The following is a 24,173-nucleotide window of genomic DNA, read 5'->3' as shown; positions in this document are numbered from 1 at the left end:
TCAGTTTAAAGGACACATCACCTGAAAAAAGTAGTGATTTTGTTGTGATAAAAAAAGGCGCAATTTATGACAAATACTTACCACCTAAAGATCTAATCCTTTACTTTTAAATCTAAATTAATTTTATTCAAAATATCACTTATTCTACCCCGCACTTCATAACTACCTTTTTCACGAATAAAGTCAAACAATTGATTGTCATTTATTAAACCAATATCCTCTCTCATGAGTAGAATTAAGTCATTATTTAATGAATCTATTTCTTGCATTTTATCTAAACATTTTCTCATTAATTCATTTCTAAATTCTAGTAAAATCGTATGTACATTTAAGTTTTGTTCTATTAGTTCAACTAGAGAATTATACTTATTTGTAATTCTTTCACTTAATTCAAATTTCGACAATTTCTCATTATTGGGTATGCTTTGCAATAATTGCTTTAATTCGTGCACATCTGCATTAAGTAAATCTAACTTAGCTACATTATCTTTATATTCATTTTCTTTCTTTACGATATCAATTATCTCCTGCATAATAAATAAATACACAATAAGATAGTTTTTTTCTATATCAAATATTTTAACAACAATATTACTGGATGCTACTAATTTAATTTTATTAGTAGATGCAGAAAAGAGGTTTATAAATTGATTGTTATTTCTTATGTCTGGCTCATTTATGATTCTAATCAACCAAGTATGAACATTGGAAAGATTTTCAAAATATTCCAAATACAATAATTTTTTTAATTCAATTTTAATCTTTATATCATTTTGTTTTTCCTCACTTTTTAGTTTTTCATATGCTATCCTGTACGATGTTTTACTATTAATATATCCTGCAAGCAAAGTGCCTGAAACAGCTATAAAAGCTACCACAATCGTTACTATTTGTTGATCCATAATACTCTTAATATTTATTATTTCTCTATCCTACTTTACCACAAGACAAGAATTCCATTTGCTGATTTAGTTAGTTTTTTTAATAGAAATCTTGTATAAATCAAAACAAAAAAGGCGCATCAAGCGCCTTTAGTTGTATGGAAAATCCATTATTTTTTATCGTCATTGCCGCCGAACAATGGCCCCATACCACCACCGCCGCCAAATTGTTTTTGCATACCACCTAATGAACGTAACATTTTGCTCATGCCTGATGGATTTGCAAATTTCTTCATCATTTTGGCCATTTGGCTGTGCTGTTTCAGCAGTTTATTAATCTCAGAAACATCCATGCCACAACCTGCCGCAATACGTTTTTTACGGCTTGGATTAATAATATCTGGGTGCTTACGTTCTTTGGGCGTCATTGACTGGATAATGGCTTCCATTTTCTTGACTTGCTTTTCAGGATTGGCTTGCTCAATCGCCTGCTGAATACCTGAATTACTCATGCCTGGAAGTTTATCCAGAAAGCCCATCATGCCGCCCATTTTTTTCATTTGCTCAAATTGCATTAACATGTCTTCCAAATTGAAAGACCCACCCTTTTGCAATTTTTTCGCCATTTTCTCGGCTTTTTCTTTATCGATTTTGCGTTCGACTTCTTCGACTAACGAAAGCACATCGCCCATGCCGAGAATACGCTGCGCGACACGTTCAGGATGGAATGGCTCAAGTGCATCGAGCTTTTCACCCATACCCAAGAACTTAATCGGCTTACCCGTAATCGCACGAACTGAAAGTGCTGCACCACCACGCGCATCACCATCGGTTTTGGTCAGAATGACGCCCGTCAAAGGCAAAGCATCATTAAAGGCTTTGGCGGTATTGGCCGCATCCTGTCCTGTCATGGCATCGACCACGAACAGGGTTTCAGTTGGCTTGACCGCTGCGTGTAATTCTTTGATTTCGCCCATCATGTCTTCATCCACATGTAAACGACCTGCGGTATCGACAATCAATACATCAGCAAATTTAATCTTTGCCTGCTCAATTGCACGATTGACAATATCAATCGGCTTTTCTGAAGCATCGGACGGAATAAAATCAGCACCGACTTCAGCGGATACCGTTTGTAACTGTTTAATTGCTGCTGGACGATACACATCCGCAGAAACAGTCATGACTTTTTTCTTTTGACGTTCTTTTAAGAATCGCGCCAGTTTTGCCGCAGTGGTGGTTTTACCCGCCCCCTGCAAACCTGCAAGGAGTACAACCACAGGAGGTTTGGCAGATAGATCAAGGCTTTCATTGGCCTCACCCATCATTTTGGTCAATTCGTCATAGACGATTTTGACAAAAGCCTGACCCGGAGAGAGCTGAGTCATTACTTCTTGACCCAATGCTTGTTCCTTAACTTTTGCGATAAATTCGCGAGTTACAGGTAACGCAACATCAGCTTCAAGAAGCGCCATACGCACTTCGCGTAAAGTATCTTTAATATTGTCTTCGGTCAGTTGCCCTGAGCCAGTAACATTTCTTAAACTCTGCGTGAGTCGTTCTGTTAAGGTATCAAACATTGCAAAATCCGCTAAAAATGGCCAGTTGCAAAAAAATCTTTCTCAAAATAGAAAATTTATGCATAGATGCTATAGGATACTGTAGTTCGCCGCGAATTTATATCTTATGTAGATGAATTTTAGGGTCTGATGATATTCATTTATAATTAACACTGAATGATCGAATGAAGCTCCAACTCCCGAATAAAGGTTTGACATGATTAGTCTTCCATTGGTTTACACCATTTTGGCACTCATCGCATATACCACCGCATTTTGGTATTTGTTTATGAGTCTGATGTCAAAACGTGAACCAAATCATTGGTTTCTAGGCTTGATATTGGCTTTAGGTCTCATCTTGCATGCAGGTGTGCTGTCTCAGGATATGCTCACACCAATGGGAATTAATTATGATGTGTTTAATCTGATGTCGTTTACATCAGGTTTGATGTTGGTCTTAAGTCTGATTTTTAGTACTTTTCGTCCCACGCTTGCACTTAATTTGATCGGGATTCCTGTCGCAGCGATGGGTTTGATTCTCGGATTTGTCTTTAGCCAACCCAATCAATTTATGGAGCAGCATTCGCTCGGGCTAGATTTACATATTATTTTGTCTCTATCCGCTTATGCAGTTTTGTTGATGGCCACCATTCACTCTATTTTGATGTGGTTTCAAAATCAGGAACTGAAAAAGAAACAAAAAAGCCGTTTCTGGGTCAATTTATTGCCTTCTTTTCAGGCGATGGAATCCTTATTATTTGATTTACTACGAACTGGCTTTGTATTACTTACCGTTGCGTTATTGTTTGGCTTCTTTACCATTGATGACTTTTTCGGACAACATCTGGCGCATAAAACCGCGTTTAGTATCATTTCATGGTTTATTTACGGCGCGCTGTTGTTGGGTCATGCCAAATTTGGCTGGCGTGGAGAAAAGGCCATTCGTTTTACCTTAATCGGATTTATTCTGTTGGCGATTGGATTTATTGGCAGTAAATTTGTACTGGAAATGATTTTGCATCGTTAATTTTTAAATTTGCAGCGTAGACTAGACAGCGTTATACAGATGCCGTATAAACGCTGTTTTTATTTTCAGGTAATGTTGACGTGAAGCTAGTTCTTGCACCAATGGAAGGATTAACCGATCCAATTATGCGAGATGTGCTGACGCATACAGGCAGTTTTGACTGGTGCGTAACCGAATTTATTCGCGTCACAGAAAGCATTTTACCTGATCATGTCTATTATAATTATTGTCCTGAACTGCTCACCGATGGCAAAACTGCCGCAGGTACACCTGTCCATGTGCAATTTTTAGGAAATCATCCTGAAATGCTGGCGGCCAATGCAGCCAAAGTCGTAGAGCTAGGCGCGCCTGCGATCGACTTAAATTTTGGCTGCCCTGCCAAAACCGTGAATCGACATCGGGGTGGTTCGATTTTATTAGATGAACCCGATGTGGTGCACCTACTGGTCAAAGCCGTTCGGGATGCCGTTCCTGCACATATTCCTGTGTCCGCCAAAATGCGTCTGGGTTATCTGGATGAACGCCATACTCTAGATAATGCCCATGCGATTGAAGACGCAGGTGCCAGTTGGCTCACCGTTCATGCCCGTACCAAAGCTGATGGTTATACCCCACCTGCTTATTGGGAAAAAATTCAGCCGATTCAAGATGCGTTAAAGATCAATGTGATTGCCAATGGTGAGATTTGGAATAATGCCGATGCCAAAGCTTGCCAGCAGCAATCAGCCTGTCAGGATTTGATGATTGGACGTGGTGCAGTAACCACACCAGATTTAACCTTATGTATTCGCCAAAATAGAGATGAAGCATTGCTTTCTTGGCAAGATTTAGTCGAATTACAACTGCGTTTTGTCAACGGTGTATTTAAGACTGAAATTGGCATGGTCGGACGTTATAAGCAATGGCTTGGCATGATGAGCAAAGCTTATCCTGAGGCCAAAGCACTCTGGAATGAGATCAAACGGCTGAAAACGCTGGATGAAATTGTGGGAAAATTACAATCTCATCCATAATCTCTCAAGTGTTTGATAAGGCTAATCTTCTAAATTATCTTAATGTGGCTGAGGTTTAGTTTCACGATCGGCCAGATAGCATTTTGAGAAGATCAATCGTAAGGCATAGACGATCGCCATCAGAAAAACCCCTAAACCAATATGTGGGGAAATGGCAGGAATACAAAAAATGATCAGCGCGGTAATCGGATATAACCAGCGTCTAACGCCTGATAAATAAGGTAATTCATTTAACAGCCAAAGACTGGTGGTATAACCGAGTAACGTCGCAGCCACGATATATTGCATAAATTGAGCGCTAACTTCTGCACGACCCAAGGCCACATCTACCGCGGCGGCCAATGCTGCACCTACTGCCGCAACACTGATAAAAATAAAATAATGACCATAACCCCATAAAAATGCATGTTTGCTACTTTTAAGTAAATGATGCGCATCTCGATCAAAATATGCCCACCACATGGTGAACATCATCATCAAACCACCAACCATTAACAACATAATGTCGGTATGAACAATATGTGTGGCTAAATCATCTTGAATAGCTTTATAACAAGCCACAACAGATTCACCCAATACAATGATCGTCAATAATGAATAACGCTCTGCAATATGATGCGGATGCCACGAGGTTGGATTGCCCCATTCTGCGAAGATTGGCACAGCTAACTCAAGCACCAGCAATAATATAAACAGCTCAAGGGTAAAATTGATGGGCGAAAAATGAAAAAGTAGCCATCCCATTTGCACAAAGATAATGCCAAATGCATAACGCAGTGCCACCGTGCGATGCGCAGGATCATGCTTCGCTGCCCGAAACCATTGGCTGACCAAAGCCAAACGCATGATGACATAACCAATAATAATAATGTCAAAATCCTGATGATGAAAAACATCAGGAATACCTGCCGCCATGATTAATGAGCCTGTAATCTGTACAAAGGTCATCAGCCGATAAAACACATCATCATTGTCATAAGCAGAAGCGAACCAAGTAAAATTCATCCATGCCCACCACAGAGCGAAAAAAACCATAAAGTAATATGGCAATGCACTTCCTAGATGATTTTCAATGATCGCATGATGTAACTGCTGACCCGCCTCAGCAATGGCAACGACAAAAATCAGATCAAATAACAGCTCAAGAGGCGTCGCGACTCGATGATTTTCTTTGGGATCACGTGCAGCGACAGGACGCAGTGCTAAATGTTTCGAAGTTTTCAATAAGCCCATGGTTTAGATTTCTTTCTATTTTTTGTGATATCAGCCATTATTCTAAGCCAAATGGCGCAGAAGGTTTAGCTCATTCAGCTTAAGCAATCCAACAAATTTGATTTCGATATTACGGTTCTGCAAAAATATAAAGCGGTTGTTGTTTCTCACAGTCAAAAGGCATTGACATATGTTCATGCACCACTTTCCATTTGCCTGATTCTTTGTAAAATCCAACAGTAGTACGACACCATGGTATATCTTCTGCCGAGGTCTGAGCATCGCCTAAAACTTTAGAATAACAATGCAAAAACACCACTTGATCGGCAGCATAAATGGTTAATTTTCGTCGATGCACCTGAATGTTATCGCCAAAGTAGGGAAAACAATGTTGCCATAAGTTGCGATATGTATTCTTATCGTCTATCTGTAATGCAACATCAAAGACACACACATTCTCAGCATAATCTTGTGTCATTTCATCCAGATCATGCTGATTTAAAGCCTGATCCCATATTTGAGTTAAGGCTAAAACCTCAACAGCACTTTGTTGATGACCAATAATTTCGATTTCCACTTGCAGACCTTTTATTGTTGTTATGACTCAATCAGCTTGGCAAAAAAGCAGAGTCTGCGCTAGCTTGAATTTGTGCAATTCAGGTAAATAATCTAGTTGCATACTGATTGCGCAATCAATAAAAAAACCACTGCAAGAGTGGTTTTAGTTTTGGATATGCCAAATAGCTTATGAATCAGCTGTAGTCAAATCTTTGATGGTCGTACTCGAACCATTGGTTTTAACTGACTCAATGCCTTTGTCTCGTGATTGTTCTGAGGCATAAAACTGGCTTGTTCCAATAATCTGGTGATTTGCAGCTTTCAGATTAAAATACGGCTTTTCATTTTTCGCCGTTAATTTTTCATAGCGAGCCTCATCAGGACTATTATTTTGTACCGAAGCAATACCATTTTCGGCAGAGGCTTTGGCCTTATACAGCTCACTGGTCAAAATCACTTCGCCATTGCCTGCCTTCAATACAAAACGATATTGACCGTCTTTTGCCTTGCTCAACTCATACCATCCAGCCATGATCCACCTCTTGTTGTGTTTTGTTCTAGACGTTGTTTTTAAACCCTATTTATGCAATATAAATGATTTCAGACTTGGAATCAGCTTATTTTTTATACTTTTTTATAGCTTAATCATGTCTATGTATAAAAAGCCATAGCTTGATTAAAACTTTCGAAATACTACCTCTCCAGTAAAATTTAGACAGTCCTGAACACGTACTCTTTGAATAGAACTAAGTTCATCTAATGCAAAAAAAGTATATTCTGAATGTTCATGGCTTAACTGAATCACGGTGTGATCAGGCAACTGACAACGAAAAATACTGACGTGAGCATTGATATCGGTATGTAGATAAATTCCTGACAAATATTCAACCTGAACGATTACCCCTAGCTCTTCTTCACATTCACGTTGCAAGCCCTGCAATATGGTTTCTTCTGGATCAATCCCGCCACCTGGTAGTCCCCAAGAAAAGTTTGCATAAGTCGCTTTGAGCAACAGAACTTTTTCATCACTATTGGTAATCACTGCATGTGCGCCAACCCGATAATGATCAGAAAACGCCATTCTAAGTTCCTTTTCCCACGTCAAATCTAAAAATCAAAAAAAGGGAGGTTTCTCCCTTTTTATCGTGATTATGCTTTTTTGACAAACTCGGATTTGAGTTTCATTTGACCAAATCCGTCAATTTTACAGTCGATGTTATGTCCGTCACTGGCATCTGGCACCAGACGAATTGTTTTAACTTTAGTGCCGACTTTAATCACAGAAGACGAACCTTTCACTTTCAAGTCTTTAATCACAGTGACGCTATCGCCATCTGTTAAAACAGTTCCATGCGCATCTTTTATGAGTTGCTCGGCATCAGCCTGACTCACTTCCCCTTCTTTCCATTCATTGGCACATTCAGGACAAATCAGTAAATCGCCATCTTGATAGGTATATTCTGATTGGCATTTTGGACAATTTGGCAAAGACATAAAAAACTCTAAAAGCATTATTATGACTGGATTTCAATCAAATATCAAAAACCTTAACACTCGTATGGATTTATTTTTAAAAAATTATCTACATGTCACTCTTTTTATCAGGATATATCCATTTCTCAATCACTTAAAATGAATATATCCAGTTCAGCTAGGCAGTTTTAACTTTCTAAGTGTTCATCATCTTCGTATTCATATAAATAGCTCATACAGCCCCAACCATCGTATTCACCATTAAAATCCTGCGCGATGCGGCTAAACCATTCTTCCAAATCCTGTATATCTTCATATTCAGGAATCATGGTCACATGAATATTTAAAACCCAAAGGTCTGAACCATCTGTATGTTGATCTTCTTGAAAAAATGAAACTTTTTGTTCCTGATGCAGTAAATGCAAAGCGCATTTTTCAATCTGTTCCTGAGTTTTAAATACGATTGTAAATTCAAACTCATGTGGCTCAGTCAGGTCATTGCCATCTTCAATCATTTGCCAAAGTACATTGCCATTATCATCATCTGGAAAAAGTTCGTAGTTACGGCTCATTGTCGTTATCCGTTGTTATGATTGTGATACTTAAATAGCTTAACCCAGTTTTATGTCAGTTTGGAGTTAATTTATGCGCATTTTTTTGTTTGAATTGAAAGTACTGTTCAATCTTCAAGATCAAAATGGCACCTTAATTTCAAGATGAACATCAACACCAGTAAAAGGTTGGGTAAATGTTAAAGCATGCGCATGTAACGCCATTCTCGCTAAAGAAAATGCAAATGGATCAGGATGATATAACTTATCTCCCATAATCGGATGCCCAAGATGTTGCATATGCACCCGCAGTTGATGCGATCGTCCCGTTACTGGTTCCAATAAAACACGACTATAGGGATGTTCAGGGTGATCATCCAATAATTGATATAACGTTTTGGCTTGCTTGCCTTGTTCAAAATCTACTTTTTGCTTGGGGCGATTGGGCCAATCTGTGATAAGAGGAACCTCGACACAACCTGAATCAGCAATTTTCCCCTGTACCAATGCCACATAATGTTTTTTAATTTTTCGCGTCTGAAAGATTTTACCCATTGCGATTTCAGCTTGGCGATGCTTGGCAAATAACAACAAACCAGAAGTTGCCATATCTAAACGATGCGTCACTTTGGCATGTGGATACTGCTTTAAAACACGTAAATAGGCGCTGTCCTGATGTTGGGGTAAGCGCCCCATCACTGACAATAAACCCGCAGGTTTATCGATAACAATCAAATCTGCATCTTCATACACCGTCTCTAAAGGATCAAGCGGCGGTTGATAAATGAAATGTGCTGAAGACATACAAATCGCAGTAATGAAAATTTCGCGCAAGATAACAATGCTTCCACAACCTGTCAATCTTGCTTAGTTGATAAACAAAATAAATAAAAAAAGCCGCCCTAAAAGCAGCTTGTGTATATAACAAATTAAATCACTGTTATTGTAATTGAGACTTCTGCTGGCGCATTGCAAAAGCGGTTTCAATATCCCCGATCTTTTTCATGGCAGCAGTTTCACCTGAATAAATTGTGTTTTCACGTTCTTTCACATCAAAAATATGCGCTTTTTCATGCAGCTCAGGCTGAATCACAATGTCCGCATGTTTCAGTTCTTCGGTTGCCAAACGATTTTGCATGATATTAATATTTTGGTTAAATAACCCCCAAATATTGGTGGTCGGCGTATAAGCAGGCTGCGCCAAGATATCGACCGCAATGACAATATCTGCCCCTAATTGACGTGCTACATCGACTGGTACGGGACTGACCAAACCACCATCGACATATTCCTTGTGATCGATTTCAGTCGGCACAAACATACTCGGAATCGAAATCGAAGCCCGTACTGCCTGCCCCGTATTCCCATAATTAAAAACTGTTTTTTTGCCATTTTTTAATTCTGTTGCAACCACATACATTGGGATTTTTAGTTTTTCCAATGGCGTATCATCGACTTGCTGATTAACAAAATCTTCTACTTTTTGACCATCAAAAAAACCTTTACGATCAAAGGTAATTTCTCGAACATCGCCCACTTTCATGTTCAGAGCAATCTGTTTCAATTGCTGGGCATTTTTACCACTGGCATAAATCGCCCCGACAATACTTCCAGCACTGGTTCCCACAATAAAATCCGGTCGAATCCCATGTTGCTCCAAGACTTCTATCACCCCAATATGTGCATAACCGCGCGCGCCACCACTGCCTAAAACCAATGCAACTTTAGGATGTTGCTTTTGCTCAGTTTGTAGAGGAGGCATAAATAAAGCCGATTCCTGAGCATGAGGCAAAGAAGGTACGCTGGAAGTCGTGGTTTGTGAGGACGTCGGCAATTGCTGACAGCCGCCCAATACCAGCCCTCCACCCAAAATCAAAGCTTTGAGATAGTTCATTTCGCACTAAGACCAAAATTTTTCAGCATAGATTTTATGCCGATCTTTTTTAAAATGCTGTATCAAATTATTTAAAACGTCATACTTCTCTGTTAATCATGAGATATTTTATTTTTTATCGATGCTTGGATCCGATTTTTCTCAGCATTTATTTCTCATCTCTGATAAATAATTTTCTACTAATTCAAAGACTGTTAAAAACAAAAACCGCCAGTCTGAATTAAACCAAACTGACGGTGAACTTGAACCAATACGGATTACCAAATATCAGAATCTACTCGTTTTTTCATCTCAGGATATTGATCAATTTTAAACTCTGGATCTTTTTTACCACCTCTAAGTTGCACGGTATAATCCTTTAACAAGGTTCGCGCATAGGGCGTAAGTAATAAGATTGCAGTCAAATTAATGGTTGCCATGATTCCCATGAACAGATCAGCCATGGACCATACTAAGGGCACACCGCTAATCGCACCAAAGTAGACCATGATCAACACCAATATCCGAAATGCAAACATCACTTTAGGACTGTTATTGATAAACTGCATATTACCTTCTGCATAAGCATAGTTGCCCAGCACGGCAGAATAACAGAACAAAAATAATAAAACCGCAAGGAAGTCTCCGCCCCACCCGCCTAGCTCCATCTCCAAGGCTCGTTGTGTCATTTCAACACCCATGACACTTGTATCATGATACACCCCAGAAATCAGGATAATCATTGCGGTAGAAGTACATACGATAAAAGTATCAACAAAGACCCCTAGCATTTGTACAAGTCCCTGATCAACGGGATGTTTTACATCGGAGGCAGCAGCAGCATTGGGTGCTGAACCCATCCCTGCTTCGTTTGAAAATAGACCACGTTTGATGCCCTGCATCATCGCCATCGAGATCATACCGCCAAAAAAACCACCCGCTGCGGCATTAAACTGAAATGCTTCAGTGAAGATTAATTTGAATACTTCAGGGACAACTTCATAATTACTAAAGGCAATATAAAATGCCGCCGCCAAATACAGACCAGCTTTAATGGGAACGAACATTTCAGCAAACTTTGCAATTCGCTTAATACCACCAAAAATTGCAATGGCCACCAATACCACTAAAACCAAACCAACCCACGAAACGACGAGATCTAGTCCACCTAGACTCAAAGTCTGATTGGCTTTGTCCCATCCCCATGAATGTGATGTGGCATTGGTAATGGCATTGATCTGGACAGAATTAAAAACAAAACCATAGGTAAAAATCAGTGAAATAGCAAAGACGATCCCAAAAGGCTTACTCTTTAACCCCTGAGTAATATAGTACGCAGGCCCACCACGGAATTGCTTGGTTTCACTGTCACGTACTTTAAATAATTGCGCTAGACTGGATTCAATAAAGGCAGAACTCATGCCTAACAGAGCTGTAACCCACATCCAAAATACAGCACCTGGCCCGCCAATCGCGATGGCAATAGCTACACCCGCAATATTTCCTACCCCAACCCGACTCGCCAAGCCTGTTACAAATGCCTGAAATGGCGTGATTCCATGTGTATCTTCACCTTCTTTTCGGCTTCCTTTCATTACCCTGACACTTTGCCAAAACATACGAATTTGCACCGCTTTCGTCGCAATGGTGTAAAACGTACCCGCAGCAAGTAAAAAAATAACGAGGAAATCCCATAAAGGATCATTAAAGAAACTCACCCAAGCCATCAGGGTTGCTGTTAATTGTTCATTCATACTCGAAGCACTTATTGTTGTCATATTGCTATGACATCTATCCTAAATAATACTTAACAAATAAAAAAGCCTCTAAGCATAGAGACTTTGTTGTTAAAAATTTGCAAATTAAACAAATCTTAAATCAATTTTAAGTTTTACACAAAAAACTTAAGAATTACTTGAATGACAGTCGCATTAATCAAATCGACGAAAAAGGCGCCACACAAAGGCACAATTAAAAAGGCTTTATGCGATGGACCATACATATTGGTAATGGCTTGCATGTTAGCAACGGCTGTTGGTGTTGCACCCATACCAAAACCACAATGACCCGCAGCAAGTACTGCTGCATCATAATTTTTACCCATCACTCTAAAGGTCACAAAGGCTGCATATAAAGCCATGGTGAGTGTTTGCGCTGCAAGAATAATCACCAGTGGACCAGCCAAATCTGCCAATTGCCACAACTTTAAAGATAACAATGCCATCGCCAGATAAAGCGATAACGATGAGTTTCCAAACACATCAATGGCGCGGTCAAAAATATCGACTCGAAATGCACTTTCCAATACATTTCTGAGAATTACGCCACCGCCTAATGCCCAAACAAAGGTCGGTAACTCAAACCATGTTCCTTTACTATAACCTGTCATAAATTCGGCAAAAGCTAAACAGGCAGCAAACATCCCCAAAGTAGTAATGGCGTTATCTGCGGTAATTAGACGAACCTGATGCGGATTTTCAAATGGTGCTAAATCTTCTGGGTGCGCATCTAAATGGGTATCACGATCCTTGATTTCAGCATCTGTTTTGGCATAAGAAAGCTGATAACGGTTAATTAGTAGCTTTGCTAATGGCCCACCAATGACCCCACCAATAATCAGTCCAAATGTAGCACTTGCCATACCGAGTGCTAAAGCTCCTTGAATCCCATGCTGCGTTTCTAAAATTTCTCCCCACGCCCCTGCCGTACCATGTCCACCAGTTAACGTAATCGAACCTGCGATTAGACCAATTAAGGGATCTAATCCAAGTAATTTTGCCAGACTCATGCCTACAACATCTTGCACAACAATAAAAGAAGCCACACAGATCAAAAATATAATGAGACCAATCCCGCCCTCTTTGAGTTTGGCAAAATGCGCACTTAAACCAATAGAGGCAAAGAAGATCAGCATAAAACTGGTTTGCAACTCGCTACTAAAGATAATGCTATATCCCCAGATGGAATGAACAATTAAAGAAATAATAGCGGCAACCAAACCACCAGCCACAGGTTCAGGAATATTGTAGCGTTTTAAAAAATCGATATGGTTAACCAAAAACCGCCCTAATAACAGCACAATCACTGCTGCAATAAGCGTATAAAATGCATTGAACGTAAATTCCATATTTTTCCCAATTCATATTCCGTTAAGTAAGGATCTCAAGCCTCTCACTTAACTGTTTTAAGGATCATATCGAAGATAATGTTGCCCTTTGAAAAGTTCTCTACCACGAAATGACATGTAGAAATTTAAATTAAATCTGCTAGAGCTTGCCCGACTTTAGCTTAAATCAACATTTAGAATTTGTAACGAAACAGTGTTTAATGAAATGATTCTATGTAATTTTCTACATATAAAAAAACCACAGAATATATCTGTGGTTTTTTAAATGCTCATCTAAGCATCAAATATGAATGATCAATGCATTAGAAACTATAACGGGTCAAGAAGTTAATACGAGAAAGATCACCTTTGTCACCCGCAAATGTTTCACGTTGACCATAAGTGTACTCTGCCCCAAGATCTACGTTTTTAACTGGTGTGTAGATGATGTTGGCAATCGCATTGTAAAGTGTCTTGTTATAACTTTGATTATTTTCAGCATAAGTATTGTCATCTTTAAACCACATGCCTGCTAAAGAAAATGCAGAACGTAGTTTTGGAGACCAATTACGTTGATATCCGATTTGAGCCGTATCAAACTCATTATTGTGAATATCATAATCAGTCGTCTTACCATCTCCAGTAGTCGTATAAGCAGTATTAGTTTGACCACTATAAAGGATATAACGTGAGTCGCCTTTGACATGGTAATAGTTTGCCATGATGGCATCTTTTGGCGTGAATTGATACTTACCACCTACACCAAGACCCCAACCCCATTTTTCTTCGTCATTAGAATCATTGGTTGATACACGATTTTCATGTGCTAAACCATGAACTTGTAATAGACCTTTAGAGTCACTGGTTTTAATGTCATATCGTGCGGTCAAAGCAGGGAAACGACTACCACCAGCAGTTTTACCATTTTCTACATCGCCACCCTCAAGGGCGACCAATACTTTCTGATTTGCATCAATCGGCTGAGTATAACGAACTTGAACATTACGTTGAGTACCGCCACCCATTGGGCCTGTGAAGTCAATAAGATCAGGTGATGTATCTGTATTAACAAATGGAGAGGTCGTCTGACCTGCCAACCATTTTCCTAACGACGCGTAAGCATGACGGATACGAAGTTTTCCATCACCGTTTGATGTGCCATCACCCCAAAAATCTGCTTCAATTTTACCTGTTAACTCACCTAAATCAGTTTGACGTGCAATATCAAGTCCAATGCGTGTAGGAGCAGCAGAAACATTCAAAGAATCCTCAGTTGGATTATCTTTGTTTAAAGGAACCTGCCCTGTTTTGTTATTGATACCACCGGTTGTACCTTTAAAGTCATAGGCTGCATCAACACGTACGTTTCCATACAACTTCACTTGCGTTTGTCCATCTGGCAAAGTTAACCAGCCTGGTTTTGCATTAGCAGGCGCAGGTGTGGCAGGAGCTTGTGCCACAACCACCGCAGGTGCAGAAGCCACAACCACTGGACGTGCTTTTTGCTCTGCCACGATTTGTTTCTGAGTTGCCGCCTGTTGTTGAATTAATGCGCGAAGTTCTGCGACTTCTGCACGTAATTGTTGAATCTCTTGCTGCTCATTTGTCCCCGCATAAGCTGTAGACGCCATAATTGAAGCTGTTGCTACTGCAAGACCATGCTTAATAAATTGCTTTTTGATGAGGGGTAAACTCATGTATGAAGCTCCTTCATTGTTATTGATTGGTTAATCATGAACCGCTTTGTCATCCCTTGGGCCATGAGATCTTGTTCATCCCTTTTTCCCATCCCGAGTATGGAGATTTTGTCATAATTTAAAAAGGGGTCAGATTATGCAAATAAATGATATTTTTTGTTTATTTTCTACTAACAAACTGTATTATTTGTTTTAAAACTAATCTGATAAATAATTTTATTTAAAAATAATCAATGAGATAAGCTACAACCATCCCGACCTTAAGTCTATAAACAAGCGTAGAAGATATTAGACTAATTGATTAATTTTTTTTGAAAATACACGACGTCATATTTATTCTTTTGCTAAATACCATCATATTTTTTGATCAAAGTCATTTGATTTGAGCTACGCACTCAATTCGCTGGTTCAATAGACAGCCTCATCATTTGAGTTTTTCTCAAATAATCAAATTACTAGAAAATAGATTAAAGATTGAGTACATATGCTTTATAGTCTACACCTGTTTTATGACTTAATGAGAAAGGAACTCCTATGAATCCCGAGCAAGTTCAACTCGTAGACGATGCCATTCGTTCAAGACATTCTGTTCGCGCTTTTCTATCAACACCTGTTGACGCTCAAATCATCCAAGATATTTTAGAAGTCGCTTGCCGTGCGCCTTCAGGAACCAATACTCAGCCATGGAAAGTCTACGTCATTACTGACAAAAAACGTGATGAAATGGTCGATCGGGTCTGTAAAGCCCAACTTGAGATTTATAACCATCCTGAAAAAGCCGCAGAATATCAGGAAACCTTTCCCTACTATCCAGAAAAATGGATTTCGCCATTTATTGACCGTCGTCGTGAAAATGGTTGGGGGCTTTATGGGTTACTAAATATCCAAAAAGGTGAAAAGGAAAAAATGGCCGCACAACAATTACGTAATTACCAGTTATTTGATGCGCCTGTTGGATTATATTTTACTGTGAACAAAGCGATGGGCATCGGGTCAAAAATGGACATTTCGATGATGATTCAAAATGTCATGGTCGCAGCCAAAGCTCGTGGACTTGATACCTGTCCTCAAGCAGCATGGAATCATTTCCATCCGATCGTATTAGAGGTACTCGGAGCATCTGACGATGAAGAGTTAGTTTGTACGATTGCACTCGGCTATGCTAATCCTGATGAGATTGTGAATACGTTTATTACGCCACGTGAACCTGTTGAAAAATTTACAGTATTTCTGAGCGAATAAAGCATTTTGAATTAAAAATAGACCTGATAACAGGTCTATTTTTAATCTCAGGATGATCGAATTTGTTTATGACGCATCTCTGCTGCAATCTTGGTAATCGCCCAGACGCCCGCCCCCGTAAAGATGACCATCATCACGCCCATATTAAGCAGAGGATTCCAAATCAGTAAATTCAACATTAATCCACCAAACAACCCCACTGCAAACTGCATACTGCCCATAATGGCACTGGCTGTTCCTGCGCGAGCACCCTGTTCTGACATGGCCAAGGCCATCGCATTGGGTCCAGTAAAACCCAAACCAGATACTGTAAAAAATAAGCCAACCATTATTATTGCTAATGATGCATGTGGCAACAAACCACTTAGCAGCACGATCACTGCCCCTGTAAACTGAATTGTTCCGCCCAGTTTGAGTCGCTGAATCGTACTCAGTCTAGTGACTAACCGTTTATTGATTGATGAGAGGATAATAATTCCCATCGCATTAAAGCCAAAAGCATAAGCAAATTGTTGCTGGTTCAAACCATACATATCCATAAAAACAGGTGAGGCTGAACTGATATAACTAAATAATGCACCGCCTGTTAAGCAGCCGGCCAACATCGGTAAGCGAAAACTTTTATCTTTGAAAATAGCCGCATACAAAGTCAATATTTGATTGAAACTTAGCTTGAGACGACGCGCAGGTTGCAATGTTTCTTTAAAAAAGAAATGTACACAGAACAAACAGATACATCCCACTATTGAAAGAGAAATAAATACCGCATGCCAGTTAAAGAAATATAAGATCCATGCGCCAAGTGTCGGTGCTGCAATCGGTGCAATCCCCATCACAATCATCATACTGGAAAATGCCTGAGCAGAACCTTGTACATCCAATCGATCTCGGATTGCGGCACGAGCAATCACCACACCAACGCAACCACCCAATGCCTGAACCACGCGCAAAGCAATTAAACTCCATTCGCTACTGGCAAAGATACATAGCAGACTCGCGATGGCATATAAACTCAATCCCACATAAAGCGGTTTTTTACGCCCAATCCGATCACTAATCGGGCCATAAAGTAACTGACCAATTGCTAAACCAAAAAAATACGCAGGCAATGTATTCGCCATCATTTGGGTACTGACCCCAAAATCCTTTGCCATTTGTGGCAAAGCAGGCAAATACATGTCAATCGATAACGGTCCCAATGCGGTCAATAAGGCCAGTAGCATGATCCAGGCAGATGAATATTGCTGTCGTGATCTATTTTCAGACATATCTACATTTCAATTTTAAATAGTGGGTTTAAAGACAAGGAACACTGTCCATAGTATGATTCAGACTATAGAACGAGTATTTTCCAAACGTAATTTGTGAGGCTTGGCTAAGGTTAAGCTCATGTTACATTTGTCACAAAGGATTCAGGTTGAAACCCTTATTCGCGCATGTCAGAAGAGCCACTTATAATACGACATTAATGTACAACCTGCGCATGTTAATTGCATTTACAGGTACAGCATTTGTTCCCTACTTCCTAAATTTTCAGCTTGCCACCATTCCTTTAACTTTAGGCGTGGTCGCCGCTGGTTTAAGTGATATTGATGACCGCTTTTCTGTGCGCATCATGAATTTGGTCTATACCGCGGTTGGATTTTTTATTACGTCGGCTTCGGTTCAATTACTTTTTCCCTATCCATTTTTGTTTGCCATTGGGCTAATCGCTTCATGTATCGGCTGGATTTTACTCGGTTCGTTGGGACGGCGTTACGCCACCATCGCCTATGGATGTCTGGTTGTTTCTGTTTATTCCATGCTTGGTGTACATCTTTTTGATGAATGGTATATGCAACCCGTGTTACTGGTCATTGGGGCAGCTTGGTATGGTCTGATTTCAACCATTAGCTTTCTACTTTTTCCTGTACGTCCTTTACAGGATAAACTCAGTGCATGTTATGAGGCGCTTGGAAATTTTCTGTTTGCCAAGTCAAATTTGTTTGATGTCGATATGACAGCGGAAAGCTATCAACAAAGTATGATTGATCTTTCACTGGAAAATGGCAAATTGATCGGTGTATTCAACGACACCAAAACTGCCTTGCTGACCCGTCTAAAGGGTGACCGTGGACAAAAAGACCCCCGCCGCAGTCTGCATTATTATTTTGTGGTTCAGGATATTCATGAACGTGCCGACTCAGCACATATCAGTTATCAGGAATTGTCTAAAGTATTTCAGCACAGTGATATTTTATTCCGTTTCCAGCGTATTTTATCAATACAGGGCAAAGCTTGTCAGGATTTAAGTCAAAGCATTTTAAAGCGACAAGCGTATATCCATAACAAACGCTTTAAACATGCTTTTGAAAACCTGAAACTTTCTCTGGAAAAATTACAGCAAGAACAGATCTATGATCAGGTCTGGGTCAACGCTTTGTATGCCTTATATCAAAATCTAAAATCGATTGATGCACAACTGCGTAACCTAGAAACAGAACGCAATATCAGCCTTGAAAAAAGCAAACAGTTTGAACATCAGTTAAAAGATGATGATTTAAAAGGCTGGAGTGATATCGTTACCCGCATTAAACAAAATCTAACGCCTGAGTCGGTGTTATTTCGACATGCAATTCGACTCTCGATTGTGCTGCTCATTGCCTATATCTTCGTTCAGATTACGGAGATTAAGTATGGTTACTGGATTTTGCTTACCGCTTTATTTGTCAGCCAACCAAATTTCAATGCGACTAAACGACGATTAAGATTGCGCATAATCGGAACATTAGTCGGTATTATTTGCGGTCTTGCTATTTTATATTTTGTACCGTCACTCGAAGGACAGTTGCTGTTACTGGTGATAAGTGGCGTCTTATTCTTTGAACTACGTAGTAAACAATACGCACAGGCGACTGCATTTATTACGATTTTGGCGTTGATCAATTTTAATCTGGATAGTTCAGGTTTTTCTGCGGGTATCCCTCGACTAATCGATACTTTAATTGGCTGTGCTTTGGCATGGTTTGGAGTGAGCTTTATCTGGCCAGACTGGAAGTTTCGACGCTTGCCTCGTACCATTCAGCGCTCTTTACAGGCCCAGTGTAATTATTTAAAAGATGTGGTGCGTCAGTATCATGAAGGACGTGATCATGGTTTGAATTATCGAGTGGCACGTCGTGCAGCACATAATACCGATGCAGAAGTTGCCTCTCTCATTTCTACTCTGGCCACTGAACCTGATTTTGATCCTTATCAAAAAACACTGGCTTTTGAGTTTTTATGTTTGAATCATACTTTCCTGAGCTATATTGCTGCGTTAGGTGCGCATCGTGAACAAAGTCAGGATCAAGATATTTTAAAATTACTCGATCAAGCACTAGATGATATTCAGGGCGCCCTTTTACGCGATGAAGTTCCAGATTTAAGCTCACAAAATATGTTGCAAACCATTCGCCAGCGCCTCAAACAAAATAGTCAGGAAGATCAGACCTCTTTAATTATTTTGCAACAGTTGTCATTGATGCTCAGTATTTTGAATCAGCTCAGTCGGCTGAAACAAAGTCTGAGTCATGATCGGGATAATGATGCAACCGAATTAGGGTCATTATAATTCCCCTTAAAATGGCAGAATATATTCACGAGATTGGCTAAATTAATGCTAAACTCCAATCAGTTTGAAATTCACAATTTGCACTATGACCGCGAAATCTTTATACGCTTATACATTACAGCCTGTTATCTACGAAGTTTCTGAAGCAGAACAACGCAATGTTCAACTGATGATGTGGCGTAGTACTAATAAAATTAGCACCAAAGCATGGATCATTATGGCTGTGGTGGTTGCATTATCACTTGCTGGTATTGTCTTACTCAAAAACTATTCCACGATTTTTTGCTGGGTCGCCATTGTCTGCGTGGTGCTCTACTTTTTAATCCGTAAATACGGTCTTGAATGGTATGTAAAACGTAAGATGAACGAGTTTCCTGTTCAAGAAATTAAAGGAATCCGTTTAGGTGTGCAACCGCATGGGATTGTCATGCGTCAGCAAATGGGTGCTCAGGAAGGCGTAGGTACCATTGGCTGGAAAGACATTTATGAATGGTACAATACACCTGATTTTATCTTGATGAATTTCAAGGTCAAAGGCCAACAAGGGGCGTATATTTTGCCGAAACGGATGGATTCAAAAAACTTTTCGTTTAACACGATTCGTAAGCATTTAACTGAAGCTGTCGGTGAACCCAAAACCATTTAAAGTTTAGTCTTCATTAAAGCCTCCTTCATGGAGGTTTTTTTACATTTTATTTATAAATGATAATGAAAATTAATATTACCTACAAAATCCATATTATCTTCTCAATGTTTGGTTATAATTAATCAAATTTCTTTGCTTAAAACATCTTCTATCATCATGTTTAAAAAAACGTTTTTCCAGATTCACTGGTTTTTAGGGATTACAGCGGGACTGATTCTTTCTTTAATGGGAGTCACAGGGGCAATCTACTCCTACGAGCAACAAATTTTAGAATGGATCAATCAAGACAGCTACGTGGTGCAAGCACAAGCGCAACCTAAGCTTACACCTGTTCAGCTTTATCAGCATTTTTCAACGCAAGATCCCGACATAAAAATCAATAGCATTACCATCGCAAAAGATCCAACGGCATCATCGACAGTGAATATCGCCAAAGAAGGTGAACGTCGTGGTTATAACATGATGGTCAATTCTTATACCGCTCAAGTACTCCCTGAAATTAAAGGTCGCGGCTTTTTTCAGTTTGTACAACAGCTTCATCGTACGCTCACCTTTGGTCCTGTAGGTAAACAGATTACAGGTGCATGTACGCTGATGCTCATTTTCTTTGTCTTGAGTGGTTTGTATCTGCGTTGGCCAAAAAAGCATTCTCTGCGCCAATGGCTCTTTGTAAAACCAAAACTCAAAGGCCGCAATTTTATTTGGGATTTACACGCAGTCGTCGGAACATGGGTCGTCGTGTTTTATCTGATTTTGGCATGTACCGGGCTATATTGGTCATATGACTGGTGGCGCAGTGGCATGTTTAAAGTCATGGGGGTCGAACAGCCTAAACCACAAATGCAGCAAGGTGGTCGAGAACGTACGGGCAGTCCACGCGATCCAGAACAAAATGGTCGTCCTCAGTCTGCAAATGACAAAGCTCAGACAATGCAACAAAATCATCGTCAAATGAATCACCCAAGAACTGGCGATAGATCAACAGATCGAGAGCAATCAGCGTTATCTCCTGTTCAAATCCAGCAAGCATTGAACCAGACGTGGACTGAGTTTAACCAAAAAATTGGTCGTGATTATTCAACCTTAACCATTAACTTACCGAAAACACCAGATGGTTCAATTGAACTGAGTTTTGTCGATCCAGTTGCACAACATGAACGCGCTCGCAATAGCGCAACGTATAACTATCAAACCCACAAAATTGAAAAACTTGAACTTTATGAAGATAAAAAGCTAAATGAAAAAATCATGAGCAGCATGTTACCTGTGCATCGTGGTAGTTTCTTTGGACCTATTTATCAATTTTTTGCCCTATTGGCTTCATTGGCAATGCCTTTATTTTTTGTGACCGGTTGGATGCTTTATCTGAAACGCCGCAAACAAAAACGATTGACTAAAGCTGCACGTCATCAACTCGCCGATCATTATATTGATCCAAATGCAACACCATGGCTCATTACCTATGCCTCTCAGACAGGTGTATCCGAGCAACTGGCATGGCGAACAGCCACCAGTCTGCAAGAAGCGCATCAGCCTGTGACGGTGAAACCCATACAGCAATTGACCGAAAATGAACTTAAAACTGCACCACAGATTTTATTTGTGGTCAGCACCTACGGCACAGGTGAAGCCCCTGATTTGGCAAGTAGTTTTGAGAAAAAGTTTTTAAGCTCAAATCTAAACTTAACTCATATGCATTATGCCGTATTGGCTTTGGGTTCAGATGAATATCCAGACACTTATTGTAGCTTTGGACATCGCGTCAATGACTGGTTAAAACAATGTGGTGCACAGGCATTATTTGATTTGATTGAAGTCAACAATGCCAACAATGAAGATGTACAACGCTGGAATCAAGCTTTAGCCAAAGCAAGTCAATTAGAACTTCAATCGATGAGTATTGAAAAAACATTTGATACATGGGTACTGGATAAACGCACTCAACTCAACCCAGACAGTCTGGGTGCGCCTGCCTATAACCTTGAGCTTACGCCCAAACATGAAGTGCATTGGCAAGCGGGTGACATTGCCGAGATTCAACCTGGCAACAGTGCCGCTCGTATTGAACAGTTCTTACAAAAGCATCAAGTCCATCCTGATACATTGGTCGATTCTTTATCTATTTCTATTCAACAAGCACTTTGGGATAAAGACCTGACGGTAGAAGTTGAACCTTTTGCCAATATGGAACATTTACTCGAACAACTTCCCACATTGCCAACACGTGAATACTCGATTGCCAGTATTCCAACCCAGTTATTTTTAAGGCTTACGGTTCGTCAACAGCTTGATCAAAACGGTCAACTTGGACTGGGTTCTGGTTGGCTGACCGAGCATACTCAAGTCAATGACACAATCGCCCTTCGTATTCGTACCAACGAATCTTTCCATTTAATTGATGATAATCGCCCAATGATTTGCATTGGGAATGGTACAGGTATCGCAGGGTTAATGAGTTTATTACATGCACGTACTCGTCAGGATTATTCAGAAAACTGGTTAATATTTGGTGAAAGACAACGTCGTTGCGATTTTTTCTATCAAACAACCATTGAAGCATGGCACAACATGGGCATGCTCAAACGACTGGATTTAGCCTTTTCACGTGATCAGGAACAACGCGTCTATGTGCAGGACATCTTAAGACAACAAGCCGATGAATTGAAAGCATGGATTGATCGTGATGCAGTAATTTATGTTTGCGGTAGCATTGAGGGAATGGCGAGCGGTGTAGATCAATCACTCAACGATATTCTAGGTGAGGCTCAAGTCGATGAATTACGTTTAAATGGACGTTATCGTAGAGACGTTTACTAAGCAATTTTGCAAATCCTTAAAATTAATGGACAAGGGATATTCCAAAATATAGGAATATCCCTTTTTATTCGACTCGACTCAATGAAATTGCTACAGTTGGTTTTTATTGTATAACTTACCTTTGATAAGAACATTTGATATGTCTGCTCCTTTTTTGATGCGTCTTAGCTTATTCGTTGTCGGTTTAATTTTATGTATAGATGCGATATTGCTTTTATCTTATCGAAAAATCCATTTGGGGGTGATGTTACCCCTATTCATTGGACTCATTTTCTGCATATATGCGGTCTTTAACGTTCAAATCCAAACATGGCTAAATCGACATCTGAAATTTAAAAAACTTTGGCGATTTGGCTGGGGAATCTTCATTGTCTGGCTAATGACGCTGTTTGCATTCTTTATTTTCTTGACGGTACAAATTCAACATAGCGCCTCTATTCCCGCGGTAAAATCCATTATTGTACTGGGTAGTGGTATCGAAAATGGACAACCTTCAGCAGCCCTAGCCAAACGACTAGACACCGCTGCTCCAATTGCCCAGAGCCAACCAGACGCGCTGGTGATCCTAACTGGAGGATTAGACTTTGGAGAAACTCAAACCGAAGCAGCCATTATGGCAAAGTATTTACAGCAACATTATGCCCTGCCATCCCAGCAAATGGCACTTGAAACTCAAAGTACCAGCACCGAACTCAATTTAAAAAATAGTCAGCTAATTTTAAAACAACATCAGATTCAGTTGAATGATCCTATCGCCATTGTCACCAGCGACTTTCATACCGTTCGCGCCAAAGCCATTGCTCAAAAACAGGGTTACTCAGATGTATATATGGTTGCTGCGCCAACTCCGCTACTCATTCGCTATAACGCATGGTTAAGAGAGTATTTTGCTTATCTGAGCGGGTGGGTACTTCATGAATAACTAA

Annotated in this window: 21 protein-coding genes; 7 read left to right on the top strand and 14 right to left on the bottom strand. The window is 39.9% G+C overall.

Features of this window, described 5'->3' with window-relative positions; genetic code table 11:
- Window positions 1–92: 92 nt before the first annotated feature.
- Together J500_RS11005 and ffh are read right to left on the bottom strand one after the other, a co-directional pair.
- Window positions 93–902, bottom strand: a complete 810-nt coding sequence (locus tag J500_RS11005; RefSeq protein WP_004995846.1) for a hypothetical protein — start codon at window positions 900–902, stop codon at window positions 93–95.
- A 149-nt stretch (window positions 903–1,051) separates the two neighbouring features.
- A complete protein-coding gene (gene ffh / locus J500_RS11000; RefSeq protein ID WP_004991146.1) occupies window positions 1,052–2,461 on the bottom strand; it encodes a signal recognition particle protein in 1,410 nt (469 codons plus the stop codon).
- 196 nt (window positions 2,462–2,657) lie between these two features.
- Here ffh and J500_RS10995 point away from each other — a divergent pair, with 196 nt between their 5' ends.
- The gene (locus J500_RS10995; RefSeq protein WP_004991147.1) at window positions 2,658–3,467 is read left to right on the top strand and encodes a cytochrome C assembly family protein; all 810 of its coding nucleotides are present in this window, start codon (window positions 2,658–2,660) and stop codon (window positions 3,465–3,467) included.
- A gap of 80 nt (window positions 3,468–3,547) precedes the next feature.
- Window positions 3,548–4,480, top strand: a complete 933-nt coding sequence (locus J500_RS10990) for a tRNA dihydrouridine synthase (protein ID WP_004995844.1) — start codon at window positions 3,548–3,550, stop codon at window positions 4,478–4,480.
- Between the two features lie 39 nt (window positions 4,481–4,519).
- Here the strand turns inward: J500_RS10990 and J500_RS10985 are convergent, their stop codons facing one another.
- The 11 genes from J500_RS10985 to J500_RS10935 all read right to left on the bottom strand — a co-directional run bounded on the left by J500_RS10985 (window position 4,520) and on the right by J500_RS10935 (window position 14,950).
- Window positions 4,520–5,713, bottom strand: a complete 1,194-nt coding sequence (locus tag J500_RS10985) for a low temperature requirement protein A (protein ID WP_004991149.1) — start codon at window positions 5,711–5,713, stop codon at window positions 4,520–4,522.
- Between the two features lie 109 nt (window positions 5,714–5,822).
- Entirely contained in the window at window positions 5,823–6,269 is a 447-nt protein-coding gene (locus J500_RS10980) for a YybH family protein (RefSeq protein WP_004995841.1), read from the bottom strand.
- Window positions 6,270–6,437: 168 nt separating this feature from the next.
- On the bottom strand, window positions 6,438–6,782 hold the full coding sequence (locus J500_RS10975) for a YegP family protein (protein ID WP_004995833.1): 345 nt from the start codon (window positions 6,780–6,782) through the stop codon (window positions 6,438–6,440).
- A 144-nt stretch (window positions 6,783–6,926) separates the two neighbouring features.
- A complete protein-coding gene (locus J500_RS10970; protein ID WP_004995832.1) occupies window positions 6,927–7,331 on the bottom strand; it encodes an NUDIX hydrolase in 405 nt (134 codons plus the stop codon).
- Window positions 7,332–7,399: 68 nt separating this feature from the next.
- Window positions 7,400–7,744: a zinc ribbon domain-containing protein YjdM gene (locus tag J500_RS10965; RefSeq protein ID WP_004995828.1), complete on the bottom strand. Its 345-nt coding sequence runs from the start codon at window positions 7,742–7,744 to the stop codon at window positions 7,400–7,402.
- Between the two features lie 167 nt (window positions 7,745–7,911).
- Complete coding sequence (locus tag J500_RS10960; RefSeq protein WP_004995824.1) at window positions 7,912–8,295, bottom strand: ribonuclease E inhibitor RraB; 384 nt, start codon at window positions 8,293–8,295, stop codon at window positions 7,912–7,914.
- Between the two features lie 120 nt (window positions 8,296–8,415).
- The gene (locus J500_RS10955; protein WP_034699633.1) at window positions 8,416–9,078 is read right to left on the bottom strand and encodes a pseudouridine synthase; all 663 of its coding nucleotides are present in this window, start codon (window positions 9,076–9,078) and stop codon (window positions 8,416–8,418) included.
- A 136-nt stretch (window positions 9,079–9,214) separates the two neighbouring features.
- Complete coding sequence (locus J500_RS10950) at window positions 9,215–10,168, bottom strand: patatin-like phospholipase family protein (protein ID WP_004995820.1); 954 nt, start codon at window positions 10,166–10,168, stop codon at window positions 9,215–9,217.
- Window positions 10,169–10,425: 257 nt separating this feature from the next.
- A complete protein-coding gene (locus J500_RS10945) occupies window positions 10,426–11,901 on the bottom strand; it encodes an alanine/glycine:cation symporter family protein (RefSeq protein ID WP_034699605.1) in 1,476 nt (491 codons plus the stop codon).
- Between the two features lie 137 nt (window positions 11,902–12,038).
- Window positions 12,039–13,274: a sodium/glutamate symporter gene (gltS, locus tag J500_RS10940; RefSeq protein ID WP_004995817.1), complete on the bottom strand. Its 1,236-nt coding sequence runs from the start codon at window positions 13,272–13,274 to the stop codon at window positions 12,039–12,041.
- A 302-nt stretch (window positions 13,275–13,576) separates the two neighbouring features.
- Window positions 13,577–14,950 (bottom strand): DcaP family trimeric outer membrane transporter, encoded by a 1,374-nt coding sequence (locus J500_RS10935; protein WP_004995815.1) that lies wholly within the window; start codon window positions 14,948–14,950, stop codon window positions 13,577–13,579.
- Window positions 14,951–15,484: 534 nt separating this feature from the next.
- Between J500_RS10935 and J500_RS10930 the strand changes: the two genes are divergently transcribed.
- Window positions 15,485–16,192 carry a nitroreductase gene (locus J500_RS10930; protein ID WP_004995812.1) on the top strand — a complete coding sequence of 236 codons (708 nt, stop codon included), beginning with the start codon at window positions 15,485–15,487 and terminating at the stop codon, window positions 16,190–16,192.
- Window positions 16,193–16,239: 47 nt separating this feature from the next.
- Here the strand turns inward: J500_RS10930 and J500_RS10925 are convergent, their stop codons facing one another.
- Window positions 16,240–17,460, bottom strand: coding sequence for a multidrug effflux MFS transporter (locus tag J500_RS10925; protein WP_034699603.1), 1,221 nt, complete (start codon window positions 17,458–17,460; stop codon window positions 16,240–16,242).
- Between the two features lie 149 nt (window positions 17,461–17,609).
- Here J500_RS10925 and yccS point away from each other — a divergent pair, with 149 nt between their 5' ends.
- The 4 genes from yccS to J500_RS10905 all read left to right on the top strand — a co-directional run bounded on the left by yccS (window position 17,610) and on the right by J500_RS10905 (window position 24,169).
- The gene (gene yccS, locus J500_RS10920; RefSeq protein ID WP_081402795.1) at window positions 17,610–19,784 is read left to right on the top strand and encodes a YccS family putative transporter; all 2,175 of its coding nucleotides are present in this window, start codon (window positions 17,610–17,612) and stop codon (window positions 19,782–19,784) included.
- An 85-nt stretch (window positions 19,785–19,869) separates the two neighbouring features.
- Window positions 19,870–20,430 carry a YcxB family protein gene (locus tag J500_RS10915; protein ID WP_004991187.1) on the top strand — a complete coding sequence of 187 codons (561 nt, stop codon included), beginning with the start codon at window positions 19,870–19,872 and terminating at the stop codon, window positions 20,428–20,430.
- A gap of 156 nt (window positions 20,431–20,586) precedes the next feature.
- Complete coding sequence (locus tag J500_RS10910; protein WP_004995804.1) at window positions 20,587–23,247, top strand: PepSY domain-containing protein; 2,661 nt, start codon at window positions 20,587–20,589, stop codon at window positions 23,245–23,247.
- Window positions 23,248–23,386: 139 nt separating this feature from the next.
- Window positions 23,387–24,169, top strand: a complete 783-nt coding sequence (locus J500_RS10905; protein WP_004995801.1) for a YdcF family protein — start codon at window positions 23,387–23,389, stop codon at window positions 24,167–24,169.
- Window positions 24,170–24,173: the final 4 nt, after the last annotated feature.

This window comes from Acinetobacter sp. 479375 (assembly GCF_000581715.1).
Classification (GTDB): domain Bacteria; phylum Pseudomonadota; class Gammaproteobacteria; order Pseudomonadales; family Moraxellaceae; genus Acinetobacter; species Acinetobacter ursingii.
Note: the sequence above shows the minus strand (reverse complement) of the source record. Positions and strands in the feature narration are given on the sequence as shown.

What these genes read in the sequence shown, in the direction of transcription:
- J500_RS10965 (WP_004995828.1), bottom strand. Translation starts at nt 7,744, where the DNA reads ATGTCTTTGCCAAATTGTCCAAAATGCCAATCAGAATATACCTATCAA.
- J500_RS10955 (WP_034699633.1), bottom strand. Translation starts at nt 9,078, where the DNA reads ATGTCTTCAGCACATTTCATTTATCAACCGCCGCTTGATCCTTTAGAG.
- J500_RS10995 (WP_004991147.1), top strand. Translation starts at nt 2,658, where the DNA reads ATGATTAGTCTTCCATTGGTTTACACCATTTTGGCACTCATCGCATAT.
- J500_RS10950 (WP_004995820.1), bottom strand. Translation starts at nt 10,168, where the DNA reads ATGAACTATCTCAAAGCTTTGATTTTGGGTGGAGGGCTGGTATTGGGC.
- J500_RS10975 (WP_004995833.1), bottom strand. Translation starts at nt 6,782, where the DNA reads ATGGCTGGATGGTATGAGTTGAGCAAGGCAAAAGACGGTCAATATCGT.
- J500_RS10935 (WP_004995815.1), bottom strand. Translation starts at nt 14,950, where the DNA reads ATGAGTTTACCCCTCATCAAAAAGCAATTTATTAAGCATGGTCTTGCA.
- J500_RS10930 (WP_004995812.1), top strand. Translation starts at nt 15,485, where the DNA reads ATGAATCCCGAGCAAGTTCAACTCGTAGACGATGCCATTCGTTCAAGA.
- gltS (WP_004995817.1), bottom strand. Translation starts at nt 13,274, where the DNA reads ATGGAATTTACGTTCAATGCATTTTATACGCTTATTGCAGCAGTGATT.
- J500_RS10970 (WP_004995832.1), bottom strand. Translation starts at nt 7,331, where the DNA reads ATGGCGTTTTCTGATCATTATCGGGTTGGCGCACATGCAGTGATTACC.
- J500_RS10905 (WP_004995801.1), top strand. Translation starts at nt 23,387, where the DNA reads ATGTCTGCTCCTTTTTTGATGCGTCTTAGCTTATTCGTTGTCGGTTTA.
- J500_RS11005 (WP_004995846.1), bottom strand. Translation starts at nt 902, where the DNA reads ATGGATCAACAAATAGTAACGATTGTGGTAGCTTTTATAGCTGTTTCA.
- J500_RS10945 (WP_034699605.1), bottom strand. Translation starts at nt 11,901, where the DNA reads ATGAATGAACAATTAACAGCAACCCTGATGGCTTGGGTGAGTTTCTTT.
- J500_RS10925 (WP_034699603.1), bottom strand. Translation starts at nt 17,460, where the DNA reads ATGTCTGAAAATAGATCACGACAGCAATATTCATCTGCCTGGATCATG.
- J500_RS10985 (WP_004991149.1), bottom strand. Translation starts at nt 5,713, where the DNA reads ATGGGCTTATTGAAAACTTCGAAACATTTAGCACTGCGTCCTGTCGCT.
- J500_RS10915 (WP_004991187.1), top strand. Translation starts at nt 19,870, where the DNA reads ATGACCGCGAAATCTTTATACGCTTATACATTACAGCCTGTTATCTAC.
- J500_RS10910 (WP_004995804.1), top strand. Translation starts at nt 20,587, where the DNA reads ATGTTTAAAAAAACGTTTTTCCAGATTCACTGGTTTTTAGGGATTACA.
- J500_RS10960 (WP_004995824.1), bottom strand. Translation starts at nt 8,295, where the DNA reads ATGAGCCGTAACTACGAACTTTTTCCAGATGATGATAATGGCAATGTA.
- ffh (WP_004991146.1), bottom strand. Translation starts at nt 2,461, where the DNA reads ATGTTTGATACCTTAACAGAACGACTCACGCAGAGTTTAAGAAATGTT.